The following is an 11,251-nucleotide window of genomic DNA, read 5'->3' as shown; positions in this document are numbered from 1 at the left end:
CGAGAGAGTCCGGATCGCTTAATTGAACTCCCAACCATTGATACTCACCTCCGTAGCATCGTTGACCCGGGAGGCGGTTACACCGACTTCGGCTCCGTCCCGTTCGCACGTCAATCCGAGTTTCTGCTGATTGGACGACTGTCGTTGAACGGCGAGCCCAATGGCCTGGCAGCGCGCATCGTAGGTTGCGATAACGTCCTCCGGCCGGGCTCTGGTCGTGAACGTCACATACGCATAGGCGGGCGCTGTGCCGTCTCGCCCTTCTCCCATATAGCCGATGCTGCCGGCGACAGGGTCCACCAGTCCCAGATTCCCGACTGTGGTTCCATGGATGAGGAATAGGTACTTGGGATTCCAGGGGCCGAATTCATGCGAATCGATCGATAGCCACATCGCCACGAGGAGAAGTCCGAGGAAGCAAGCAGGCACTGCAAGAATATAGGCGAAGAAAATCAAGGCATTACGCATCAGTACCGCTCCAATCCTGACGCGATATATAACATCGTTAGCTTAATGTTTCATCACCCGCTCTCGAAACGTTCATGTTTTATCGGACGCTCATTCAGGACACTGTCGTTAGTGCCAAAGAGGCCAAGCATGGTGCGAGAGACAGGCGATTTGCGGAGACGCCACGCGCGACACTAAAGTGACATCACCCGCTCGCTAAGAGCATCGGACCCGGACGTGATTTTACACTTTTGGGACCGATCCGATGCTTCATCGTTCAAGAAGCGGATCGTCACTGATGGAGGAACGCGATGGACTGCCTCTCGAGACGTTGCCTGACTGCGATTCTGACCATGCTTTGCCTCGGGGCTGCGCCCACGGCTCTCACGGCGGGGGAACCCGACCGTGATCTCGTGGCGGAGCGCGTGACGAAGCTGTCGCGCGGCACGCAGTGGAAGCCCGTATCCGCCGTACCGATCAATTTCCTGACCCATCACCCGCAGGGCATGGTGAAGATCGGGGACACGCTGTTCGTTTCGTCCGTCGAGATCCAGCAGCCGACCAAGCGCTTCCCGCAACCGGTGGACGGGTACGACCGCGATACGGGGGCCGGCGTCGGGCACCTGTTCAAGATCGACATGAAGGGCAATCTCATCGCCGAGATCACTCTCGGCGAAGGCACGGTCTATCATCCGGGCGGCATCGATTACGACGGGAAATACATCTGGGTTCCGGTAGCCGAGTACCGGCCGAACAGCCGCTCCATTGTCTATCGGGTCGATCCGGAGACCATGAAGGCCGAGGAGATGTTCCGCTTTGCCGACCATGTGGGCGGCGTGGTGCACAACACCGACGACAAGGCCCTGCATGGGGTCAGCTGGGGCTCGCGCCGTTTCTACCGTTGGTCTCTCGGCGATGGCGGAAAGCCGACCAACGCGAGCGAACCTCCTGAGAAGCTCAGGACGCTCAATACCTCCCATTATCTCGATTACCAGGACTGCAAATATGCCGGCAAAAGTCGCATGCTGTGCACCGGCGTAACCGAGATGCGGGTCACGCCCGACGCTTCCCCGTTCCGCCTCGGTGGGCTCGACCTCGTCAACCTTACGGACGGCCGCCCGATTTTCCAGACGCCGGTCCTCCTCTGGACCGCCTCCGGTATGGACATGACCCACAATCCGGTCTGGATGGAAGCGAGCGATGCCGGAATCCGCGGCTACTTCATGCCCGAGGACGATAAGTCCACGCTCTACATCTATGAGGCCGAGGTGAAGTAGTCCTCGGATGGGTTGATACCCTTGCGTCATTGCCGCCTCCGGCGCCTGAATCAAGGCCGGGGGTCGAGGGATCAGGCCAAGCTCCCGAGAGGCGTTCCGCCGTCTTACGCTAAATGCTGACGAAGCCCCGCTTCCCCAAGGCACGGATGTGCAGTAACGGAGGTGGGGCTAAGTTTTGTTTGGGTGGAGCGTTCGAGGGTTCATGTTCGACAAGATCCTGATTGCGAACCGGGGCGAGATCGCGTGCCGGGTCATCAAGACCGCCCGGCGCATGGGCATCAAGACCGTTGCGGTCTATTCCGATGCCGACCGGGATGCCCTGCACGTTGAGATGGCCGACGAGGCCGTCCATATCGGCCCGGCGGCCGCGGCAGGGTCCTATCTCGTGATTGAGAAGATCATCGAGGCCTGCAAGGCCACCGGCGCCCAGGCGGTCCACCCCGGCTACGGCTTCCTCTCCGAGCGCGAGGCCTTCCCCAAGGCGCTGGCCGAAGCCGGCATCGTCTTCATCGGCCCGAATCCCGGCGCCATCGCGGCGATGGGCGACAAGATCGAGTCGAAGAAGGCGGCCGCGGCCGCCAAGGTTTCAACCGTTCCAGGCTATCTCGGGGTAATCGAGGGCCCCGAACAGGCTGTGAAGATCGCGGATGAGATCGGTTACCCGGTCATGATCAAGGCCTCGGCCGGCGGCGGCGGCAAGGGCATGCGCATTGCCTATTCGGCCGATGAGGTCGCCGAAGGCTTCGCCCGCGCCAAGTCGGAGGCGGCCTCGTCCTTCGGCGACGATCGCGTCTTCGTCGAGAAGTTCATCACCGATCCGCGGCACATCGAGATCCAAGTGCTGGGCGACAAGCACGGCAACGTGATCTATCTCGGCGAGCGCGAGTGCTCGATCCAGCGCCGCAACCAGAAGGTCATCGAGGAAGCCCCGTCGCCGCTCCTCGACGAGGCCACCCGCCGGCTCATGGGCGAGCAGGCGGTCGCGCTGGCCAGGGCCGTGGGCTACGATTCCGCCGGCACGGTCGAGTTCGTGGCCGGCCAGGACAAGTCGTTCTACTTCCTCGAGATGAACACCCGTCTCCAGGTGGAACATCCGGTGACCGAGATGATCACCGGCATCGACCTCGTGGAGGAGATGATCCGCGTCGCCGCCGGGGAGAAGCTCCGGATGAGCCAGGCCGATGTGAAGCTCAAGGGCTGGTCGGTGGAAAGCCGCATTTATGCGGAGGATCCCGTCCGGAACTTCCTGCCCTCCACGGGACGCCTCGTCACTTATCGCCCGCCGCAGGAGGGGGAGAGTCACGGGGTAACGGTGCGTAATGATACGGGCGTCTATGAGGGCGGCGAGATCTCGATCTATTACGATCCGATGATCGCCAAGCTGGTCACCCACGCGCCGACCCGCGAGCAGGCCATCGAGGCGCAGGCGACGGCGCTCGATGCCTTCGCCATCGAAGGCATCCGTCACAACATTCCGTTCCTTTCGGCCCTGATGCAGCATCCGCGCTGGCAATCGGGCAAGCTCTCCACCGGCTTCATCGCCGAGGAGTTCCCGCAAGGGTTCAAGGCGCCGGCGCCGGTGGGCGAGGTGGCCCTGCGCATGGCAGCCGTGGGCGCCGCCATCGATCACCTGCTCAACGAGCGCAAGCGCCATATCTCGGGCCAGATGCGGCATGTCTCCAGCGTGCGGTTCGACCGCGAGCGGGTGGTGCTGCTGGGCCGGGAGCGGCACGAGGTGGTGATCGAGGATATCGAGGGCGGCTTCGCGGTCGTGATCGGCGGCCAGTCCTGGCCCATCGTGTCGGGCTGGGTGCCCGGCGAGCCGGTCTGGACCGGCACGGTCGGCGGCGAGCAGGTTGCGGTCCAAGTGCGGCCGATCCTGAACGGCGTGGTGCTGTCCCATGCCGGCGCTTCGGCTGAGGTGCGGGTCTACACGAAGCGCGAGGCGGAACTCGCCGCCCTGATGCCAGAGCGGCTGGAGGCCGATACGGGCAAGCAGTTGCTCTGTCCGATGCCGGGGCTGGTCAAGGCGATCAGCGTCTCGGTCGGGCAGGAGATCAAGGCGGGCGAGCCGCTCTGCATCGTCGAGGCCATGAAGATGGAGAACGTGCTGCGCGCCGAACGCGACGGCACCATCGCCAAGATCCACGCCAAGGAGGGCGACAGCCTGGCCGTGGACGCAGTGATCATGGAATTCGCATAGGGCGGTCACATTCTGCCGGTATATCGGTCGGCGACAGACATCAGGGGCCGACCGATGAGATGCGCCGCGCCTCAAGCGACCGAGATCACCGGCGCAAGGCCAATGGTGATGTGAGAGGTGAGTGGCCAGGCTCTCCTGGGCAGGTCAACTCCAACTGATTAAGAGCCTGAGCCCATGCCCCTTTATTTCGCCTATGGGTCCAACATGGACCGGGCCGCCATGCTCCAGCGCTGCCCGGCTTCCAAGCCGGTCGGTATCGGGCGGCTCATGCGGCATCGCTTCATCATCTTCGAGGAGGGCTATGCCTCCGTGGTGCGGGATCCGCAGCGCGCGGTTTGGGGCATGGTCTGGAATCTGGCCTTGGCGGACGTGCCGGCCCTCGACCGTTATGAAAGCCTATCGACGGGTCTCTACACCAAGGTCATCCAGCCGATCGTGACGGAGCATGGGCCGCGCCGGGCGGTGGTTTATATCGGGCGGAGCGCCAAGCCGGGAACGCCGCTGCCGGGCTACATGGAGGGCGTCGTCGAGGCCGCCCGGCATGCAAGCCTGCCGGAGGATTATGTGCGGGGCTTAGGAATGTGGCTGCCCAGGACCCTGACGGCCGCACCGCTTCCTCAGGCGCCTCAGGTCCGCCCCCTTTGGAACGCCCCGTCGGGAACGATCCGCAGATCCCGTTGAGGCCAGTTGAAGGCCGATGAAATCCTGCGAAAGACTGTGGATCCGCGCCGAGCAGGGTGCATTATCCAGACGCCGGATCCAATGATGGCACTCGCCGGGCGCGACAGGGCATGATGACCGCACATCGAACCTCACACGTACTGATCCACGGGCGCGTCCAGGGCGTGAGCTTTCGCGCCTGGACGCAGCATCAGGCACAGCTGCACGGGCTCAAGGGCTGGGTCCGCAACCGGCGGGACGGTACGGTCGAAGCGGTCTTCTCGGGGCCGGAAAACCTCGTCGAGGTGATGCTGAAGGCCTGCCACGAGGGGCCCGCCGGCTCACGGGTGGACAAGGTCGAGGTCCTCAACCAGGGCGCTCCGGAATACGATGTTTCGGGCCGGTTCGAGGTGCGGGGAACGGCCTAGGCCTTCGTTGGTGCCCCGGGCTCGACCGGCCCGCCCGCGTTCTTCCAGGCGGTGAAGCCGCCCTCCACATGGGCGACAGGTTGAAGCCCCATATCCTGGGCGGTGGCCGTGGACAGCGCCGAGCGCCAGCCTGCGGCGCAGAAGAACACGAAGGTCTTGTCCTGCGCGAACACCGGCTTGTGATAAGGGCTTTCCGGATCGATCCAGAATTCCAGCATGCCGCGCGGGCAATGAACCGCGCCGGGAACGCGGCCCTCGCGCTCGAGCTCGCGCGGATCACGCAGGTCCACGAACACCACGTCGTCCCGACCGTGCATGGCCATCGCCTCGGCGGCAGGCAGGGTCTTGATCTTCGCATTGGCTTCGTCGAGCAGTGCCTTGTAGCCGCGGGTGATGGTCTGGGACATGAAGGGTCGCTCCCCATTGAGGCTTTGCACAAACTGGGCAAGATGCCAGCGGAGTCAACTGGAGACGACGGGTGCTGGGTTTCACCAATCTCGATTACGGGGCGCTGGCCTTCTTCCTCATTGCCTGGCTCGGATACCATGCCGCGCTGGAGCTCACGCCTGCCGGGCAGGGCAGCCTCAACAGGATCATGGACCAGTACCGCTACCGCTGGATGGAACAGATGGTGGTGCGGGAGAACCGCATCGTCGACACCACCATCATGGCCTCGCTCATGAACGGCACCGCGTTCTTCGCCTCGACCTCCCTCATCGCCATCGGTGGCGTCCTGGCCCTCCTGCGCTCGGCGGATTCCGTTCTGCCCCTTTTTGCCGATCTCCCGTTCGGCGAACCGCCGACCCGGTTGGGCTGGGACGTGAAGGTGATCGGGCTCGCGGTGATCTTCGTCTATGCCTTCTTCAAATTCGCCTGGTCTTACCGCCTGTTCAACTACATGGCGATCATCGTCGGAGCCGTTCCCGTGCTGAAGGAGAACAGCCGGGAGGAGGCACTCGCGGTCGCCCGTCAGGCCGCCGCGATGAATGCGGTGGCCGGCAAGCACTTCAACCGTGGACAGCGGGCATTTTTCTTCTCGCTGGCCTATCTCGGCTGGTTCGTGAGCGCCTATCTCTTCATCGGAGCGACGGCCGGTGTCCTTCTCGTCATGTGGCGACGCCAGTTCCTGTCGGATGCCCACCATGCTGCCTTGAGGCCGACCGATGTCTAAGAATGAGAAGACCGAGGAACTGGAGGCGGCCATGCTGGCGCTTCTCGAAGGGCGCGGACCCGGCAAGACCATTGGCCCGGCCGATGTGGCCCAGGCCATCGGCGGCAACCAGCCGGAGGGGTGGGGGCCCTTGATGCAGCCGGTCAGAAAGGTGGCGGTGCGCCTCATGAAGGAGGGGCGCATCGTTATCCTTCGCAAGGGTCGCCCGGTCGACCCCGACGATTTCCGCGGGACCTATCGGCTGGCGCTGTCGCCGATCCAAGACCCGTGAGGATATGGCAACAGCCCCACGGTGCGGCCCGCGAGATAATAGGCGATCAGGCCGGCCCATTCTTTTGTCCCGATGTCGAGACGTCGCAAACCTTCCGAGATGAAGGCGAAGGGGCGGTTGATTCCGGAACCGCCTGACGTGCGGAAGTCCACCGGATAGGCAACGACAGCAAAACCGACCTTTTCGAAGACTCCGACGGCGCGGGGCATATGCCACGCTGACGTAACGAGAAGCCAGCGCTCGCCCTGCCTGGGTTTGACGAGTTCGAAGGAATAGGCTGCATTTTCATATGTCGTTCGTGAGCGATCCTCGACCAGCATGCGTGCGGGATCGATTCCGATGCTCTTGAAGTAAGCCGCGATGACGGGCGCTTCGGCGGTGCCGTCCCCGAAGACCGTGCCGCCTCCGCCCGAAATCAGGATCCGGGCGCCCGGGTAGCGATGGGCGAGCTGGATCGTCTCGAGCACCCGCTCGGCCGATTCGTTGGCGACGATCATGCCCCGCGAGGCTGAATCTGCGGCCTCCACGGACCCGCCCAGCAGGATGATGCCGTCGACGGGCTTCCCGTCATCGCGGAATGGCGGAAAACGCTCCTCAAGCGGGAGCAGGATATAGCTGGCGATGGGCAGAAGCCCCAAAGCGACGGTCGATAGCGTGAAGACGAGGCTCAGGCCGATTCCGAAACGCCTGAACCGCTTGAAGAGAGCCAGGACCAATCCTAGCAGAATGAGGCTGATCAGAAGATTGGATGGAGTGGCGAAGAACCACGCGATCTTCGAGACGTAATAGAACACCCGCCATCCTCACGTTTGGTGCCTCAACCCTCGTTCTCAGAGGCAGACCGGAAATCTATTTCTGTCTTCACCGGCCTTTTGCCGGTGATCTCGATGCGAAAGACGCTGAATTCTTCCAATCGGAATGGCCGGCACAAGGCCGGCCATGACGTGCACAGTCTGCCCACTAGGGCCTCGTGAACTTCTGCCGACTTACGAGCGGTTCGCCTCGGCTTCGTAGCGGGCCTTGGTTTCGGCATTCGGCGGGTACAGGCCGGGCAGGGGAACGCCCTTTTCCACCTCGCGCATGACCCAGAGCTCGTAGCGCTCCTGCTCCACGGCGGCCTTGGCGACCTCTTCCACCATGGCGGCGGGGATCACCACGACGCCGTCGCGGTCGGCCACGATCACGTCATCGGGGAAAATGGCGACGCCGCCGCAGCCAATGGGCTCCTGCCAGCCGACGAAGGTCAGGCCCGCGACGGAAGGCGGAGCGGCCACGCCCGCGCACCAGACCGGAAGGTTCGTGCCTTCGACGCCGACCGCATCGCGCACCACGCCGTCCGTGATCAGGGCCGCGACGCCCCGCTTCTGCATGCGAGCGGTGAGAATGTCGCCGAAGATGCCGGCATCGGTGACGCCCATGGAATCGACCACCGCGATGCAGCCTTCCGGCATGTCCTCGATGGCCGCGCGGGTGGAGCGCGGGGAGGCCCAGGATTCCGGCGTCGCCAAGTCCTCGCGGGCCGGCACGAAGCGCAGGGTGAAGGCGCGGCCGACCATCTTCTCCGTGGCATTGAAGGCCGGCATGGGCCCCTTCATCCAGCAGCGGCGCACGCCCTTCTTCAGCAGCACGGTGGTGATCGTGGCCGTGGAGGCGGCGCGCAGGGCGTCGGCGATCGTCTTGTCGAGAGTCATGAGAATTTCCTGACGTTGGGGTAGCTAGTCATAAAGGCCGCTCGCCCCGAAAGCCACCATAAGACCGCGCAATCCCCTGCATCAATGTTTCGTTTTGGGGTGCTGACGTTGAAGCCCTTGCCAATGTAATGACGAATGAAATGCATCGGGCTATGCAGATCATTGTCGCGGCAGTGTCGGGCCATTCGAGCGAAGTGTCGCATCGCCTGAATTCCTGCCATTTCTCAAGGATCCTCTCTGAAAGATGAGGTTGACCTGGAATAGGCACAGGCTCTTATGCCGTCCGTTAAAGACGGGATTCGCGCCGTCCATGAACGAAGCGGATGCGGGAGTGGCGATGTCGGAATTCCAGAAGCGTGGTCTGTCGGCCTCTGCCGCTCTCGACCGGAGCATCGAGCGCCCCTGGGTCGTCCTCAAGCAGACTTTGCTCGTGGCGGCCCTGATCCTGCTGCCCCTGTTCTATACCGTTGTGCCGCCGCTGGAGGATTACCCCAATCACTTGGCGCGCATGCAGGCGCTCGCGGGCATTCCGGGCAACGGGCCCCTGTCCAGGTTCTACGAGGTCGCCTGGGCGCCGATCCCCAATCTGATCATGGACCTGATCGTTCCGCCTCTGGTCCCGTTCTTCGGAGTCTATGCCGCCGGCCGGATCTTCGTGGGACTGACGCTGCTCCTGATGCTTCTGGGGCCGATGCTGCTGCACCGCACGCTCGATGGGCGCTGGTCGGCCTGGCCCCTCGTGGGCGGTCTCTTCGTCTATAACGGCTTCCTGTTCACGGGCCTGATGAACTACCTGTTCGGCGTGGGGGCCGCAGTGCTCGGCCTCTCCGTCTGGATCAGGCTCAGCGGGAAGCCGGTGATCGTTCGTGCGCTGGCGAGCTTCGCTTTCTGCGCGGTTCTGTATGTCTGCCATTTGTCGGCCCTGGGCCTCTATGGCCTCGGCATCGCCAGTTTCGAGTTCTGGCGCCTCTGGACACAGAAAGCCTGGAAGCCCGCGCCGCTCGTCAGGAGTGCTCTGGCACTGGGTGTGCCGTTCCTGCCGTTCCTCTACCTGCTGGTCACCAGTCCGACCTGGGGGCTCTCGCACGACATCGTCTGGGAATCGCAAGGCAAGTTCGAAGCCGTCACGATGTTCCTCTCGGTCTATTCGGACGTCACCGATATTCCGTTCCTGATCCTGATCGCCGTCGCCATCGGCATTGCCGTCAAGCGGGGCCTGGTCGGCTTTCATCCGGCCGGCCTGATCGTGGCGGGCGTGCTGGCGCTGGCCCTTCTCGCCCTGCCGCGCCTGGCCTTCGGCTCCTGGATGGCCGACCAGCGCATCGTCGTCGGCATCTTCTTCATGACGCTGGGTTTCATCACGGTCGATCTGAAGAGGCTGGAGAACCACAATGCCTTCTTCGCAGTCTGCCTTGTGGCCATCGCCTTTCGCGTCGTCGACGTCTCAGCCCATTGGGTGGCCATCTCGCAGCCGCTTCAGGAACTGAAAAGCTCGCTTCGTCTCATGCCCTCGGGTTCGCGCCTTCTCGTCACTCAGGCGGACGATCCGGCCGAAGGGGCAATCGACGCCGCCCTGTCCCATGCGCCGACCCTTGCGGTGATCGAGCGTTCGGCGCTCGTCTCCCGCCTGTTCGTCGTGCCCGGAAAGCAGATCCTGCACGCGCGGCCGGAATACCGCGCGCATGTTGATACGGAAGATGGGGACACGCCGCGCATCAGCCAGGTCATCGTTGCGGCGGAGGAAGAAGGAGCCCCGGCCGATGGGCCCCATTACTGGGATGGCTGGACGGAATTCTACGATTATCTGATCGTGCTCGGCACCGATACGGACGAGACTGCCAACCCCGCGCCCGATCTCCTGAAGATCGTGCACAATGGGCGCGGGTTCCAGCTCTACAAGATCAGGAAGGATCCTTAGGCCGTCTTGGCGAACAGCTCGCGCCCGATCAGCATGCGGCGGATCTCGCTCGTGCCGGCTCCGATTTCGTAGAGCTTGGCGTCGCGCAGCAGGCGGCCTGTCGGGTAGTCGTTGATATAGCCGTTGCCGCCAAGGAGCTGGATCGCGTCGAGGGCCATCTTGGTGGCGTTCTCCGCCGCGTAGAGAATGGCGCCGGCCGCGTCCTCGCGGGTGGTCTCGCCCCGGTCGCAGGCCTTGGCCACCGCATAGACATAGGCCTTCGCGGCATTCATGGTCACGTACATGTCGGCCACCTTGCCCTGCACGAGCTGGAACTCGCCGATGGCCTGCCCGAACTGCTTGCGCTCGTGGATGTAGGGCAGGACCACGTCCATGCAGGCCTGCATGATGCCCGTGGAGCCGGCAGCCAGTACGGCCCGCTCGTAATCGAGGCCGGACATGAGCACGTTCACGCCCCGGCCGACCTGGCCGAGCACGTTCTCCTCCGGCACTTCGCAATCCTCGAACACCAGCTCGCAGGTGTCGGAGCCGCGCATCCCGAGCTTGTCGAGCTTCTGGTGCGTGGAGAAGCCCTTGAAGCCCTTCTCGATCAGGAAGGCCGTCATGCCGCGCGGGCCGGCCGCCGGATCGGTCTTGGCATAGACCACCAGCGTATCGGCCGTGGGGCCGTTGGTGATCCACATCTTGTTGCCGTTGAGCACGTAGCGGTCGCCCCGCTTCTCGGCCCGGGTGCGCATGGAGACCACGTCGGAGCCGGAGCCGGGCTCGGACATGGCGAGCGCCCCAAGATGCTCGCCGGATATCAGCTTCGGCAGGTAGCGGCGTTTCTGGTCCTCATTGCCGTTGCGGCGGATCTGGTTGACGCAGAGGTTGGAATGGGCGCCGTAGGACAGGCCGACCGACGCGGAGGCACGGGAGATCTCCTCCATGGCGATGACGTGCTCGAGATAGCCGAGCCCAGCCCCGCCGTATTCTTCCTCGACCGTGATGCCGTGCAGGCCGAGCTCGCCCATCTGGGGCCAGAGATCGCGCGGGAACTGGTTCGTCCGGTCGATCTCTTCGGCGCGCGGCGCGATCTTCTCCTGGGCGAAATCGCGGACGGTCTCGCGGATGGCATCGGCGGTCTCGCCGAGATCGAAATTGAAGCCCTTGGCGGCATTCTGAAGCATCTGTTCCTCCCAGGTT

At 63.7% G+C, this 11,251-nt stretch carries 11 protein-coding genes and 1 pseudogene; 7 read left to right on the top strand and 5 right to left on the bottom strand.

Annotated elements, in window-relative coordinates; genetic code table 11:
* Positions 1-18: 18 nt before the first annotated feature.
* Positions 19-468, bottom strand: coding sequence for a hypothetical protein (locus H0S73_RS16480; RefSeq protein WP_181053163.1), 450 nt, complete (start codon positions 466-468; stop codon positions 19-21).
* Between the two features lie 332 nt (positions 469-800).
* On the opposite strand from H0S73_RS16480, the gene H0S73_RS16475 reads away from it, so the two are divergent.
* The 4 genes and pseudogenes from H0S73_RS16475 (at position 801) to H0S73_RS16460 (ending at position 5,015) form a co-directional block, all read left to right on the top strand.
* Positions 801-1,724: a DUF6454 family protein gene (locus H0S73_RS16475; RefSeq protein ID WP_246388985.1), complete on the top strand. Its 924-nt coding sequence runs from the start codon at positions 801-803 to the stop codon at positions 1,722-1,724.
* A gap of 202 nt (positions 1,725-1,926) precedes the next feature.
* Positions 1,927-3,927: an acetyl-CoA carboxylase biotin carboxylase subunit gene (locus tag H0S73_RS16470; protein WP_181053161.1), complete on the top strand. Its 2,001-nt coding sequence runs from the start codon at positions 1,927-1,929 to the stop codon at positions 3,925-3,927.
* 174 nt (positions 3,928-4,101) lie between these two features.
* Positions 4,102-4,515, top strand: a pseudogene (locus tag H0S73_RS16465) (gamma-glutamylcyclotransferase family protein); the annotation flags it as partial.
* Between the two features lie 203 nt (positions 4,516-4,718).
* Positions 4,719-5,015 (top strand): acylphosphatase, encoded by a 297-nt coding sequence (locus tag H0S73_RS16460; RefSeq protein WP_181053159.1) that lies wholly within the window; start codon positions 4,719-4,721, stop codon positions 5,013-5,015.
* Here the strand turns inward: H0S73_RS16460 and H0S73_RS16455 are convergent.
* A complete protein-coding gene (locus H0S73_RS16455; RefSeq protein WP_181053158.1) occupies positions 5,012-5,422 on the bottom strand; it encodes a rhodanese-like domain-containing protein in 411 nt (136 codons plus the stop codon). The genes H0S73_RS16460 and H0S73_RS16455 overlap by 4 nt on opposite strands.
* 71 nt (positions 5,423-5,493) lie before the next feature.
* Between H0S73_RS16455 and H0S73_RS16450 the strand changes: the two genes are divergently transcribed.
* Both H0S73_RS16450 and H0S73_RS16445 read left to right on the top strand, forming a co-directional pair.
* Positions 5,494-6,186, top strand: a complete 693-nt coding sequence (locus H0S73_RS16450) for a DUF599 family protein (protein WP_181053157.1) — start codon at positions 5,494-5,496, stop codon at positions 6,184-6,186.
* The gene (locus H0S73_RS16445; RefSeq protein ID WP_181053156.1) at positions 6,179-6,457 is read left to right on the top strand and encodes a DUF3253 domain-containing protein; all 279 of its coding nucleotides are present in this window, start codon (positions 6,179-6,181) and stop codon (positions 6,455-6,457) included. The genes H0S73_RS16450 and H0S73_RS16445 overlap by 8 nt, the downstream gene beginning before the upstream one ends.
* On the opposite strand, the gene H0S73_RS16440 is transcribed toward H0S73_RS16445, so the two are convergent.
* Both H0S73_RS16440 and H0S73_RS16435 read right to left on the bottom strand, forming a co-directional pair.
* Complete coding sequence (locus H0S73_RS16440; protein WP_181053155.1) at positions 6,421-7,251, bottom strand: ElyC/SanA/YdcF family protein; 831 nt, start codon at positions 7,249-7,251, stop codon at positions 6,421-6,423. The two genes, H0S73_RS16445 and H0S73_RS16440, sit on opposite strands and share 37 nt — an antisense overlap.
* 192 nt (positions 7,252-7,443) lie before the next feature.
* Complete coding sequence (locus H0S73_RS16435) at positions 7,444-8,148, bottom strand: ribonuclease activity regulator RraA (RefSeq protein WP_181053154.1); 705 nt, start codon at positions 8,146-8,148, stop codon at positions 7,444-7,446.
* 310 nt (positions 8,149-8,458) lie between these two features.
* Between H0S73_RS16435 and H0S73_RS16430 the strand changes: the two genes are divergently transcribed.
* Positions 8,459-10,066: a hypothetical protein gene (locus H0S73_RS16430; protein WP_181053153.1), complete on the top strand. Its 1,608-nt coding sequence runs from the start codon at positions 8,459-8,461 to the stop codon at positions 10,064-10,066.
* Here the strand turns inward: H0S73_RS16430 and H0S73_RS16425 are convergent.
* Entirely contained in the window at positions 10,063-11,235 is a 1,173-nt protein-coding gene (locus H0S73_RS16425; protein WP_181053152.1) for an isovaleryl-CoA dehydrogenase, read from the bottom strand. The two genes, H0S73_RS16430 and H0S73_RS16425, sit on opposite strands and share 4 nt — an antisense overlap.
* Positions 11,236-11,251 lie beyond the last annotated feature (16 nt).

Origin of the sequence: Microvirga mediterraneensis, from assembly GCF_013520865.1 — a bacterium.
GTDB lineage: Bacteria > Pseudomonadota > Alphaproteobacteria > Rhizobiales > Beijerinckiaceae > Microvirga > Microvirga mediterraneensis.
This window is presented reverse-complemented; position numbering and strand designations above follow the sequence as displayed.

What these genes read in the sequence shown, in the direction of transcription:
- H0S73_RS16480 (WP_181053163.1), bottom strand. Translation starts at nt 468, where the DNA reads ATGCGTAATGCCTTGATTTTCTTCGCCTATATTCTTGCAGTGCCTGCT.
- H0S73_RS16475 (WP_246388985.1), top strand. Translation starts at nt 801, where the DNA reads ATGCTTTGCCTCGGGGCTGCGCCCACGGCTCTCACGGCGGGGGAACCC.
- H0S73_RS16470 (WP_181053161.1), top strand. Translation starts at nt 1,927, where the DNA reads ATGTTCGACAAGATCCTGATTGCGAACCGGGGCGAGATCGCGTGCCGG.
- H0S73_RS16460 (WP_181053159.1), top strand. Translation starts at nt 4,719, where the DNA reads ATGATGACCGCACATCGAACCTCACACGTACTGATCCACGGGCGCGTC.
- H0S73_RS16455 (WP_181053158.1), bottom strand. Translation starts at nt 5,422, where the DNA reads ATGTCCCAGACCATCACCCGCGGCTACAAGGCACTGCTCGACGAAGCC.
- H0S73_RS16445 (WP_181053156.1), top strand. Translation starts at nt 6,179, where the DNA reads ATGTCTAAGAATGAGAAGACCGAGGAACTGGAGGCGGCCATGCTGGCG.
- H0S73_RS16435 (WP_181053154.1), bottom strand. Translation starts at nt 8,148, where the DNA reads ATGACTCTCGACAAGACGATCGCCGACGCCCTGCGCGCCGCCTCCACG.
- H0S73_RS16430 (WP_181053153.1), top strand. Translation starts at nt 8,459, where the DNA reads ATGAACGAAGCGGATGCGGGAGTGGCGATGTCGGAATTCCAGAAGCGT.
- H0S73_RS16425 (WP_181053152.1), bottom strand. Translation starts at nt 11,235, where the DNA reads ATGCTTCAGAATGCCGCCAAGGGCTTCAATTTCGATCTCGGCGAGACC.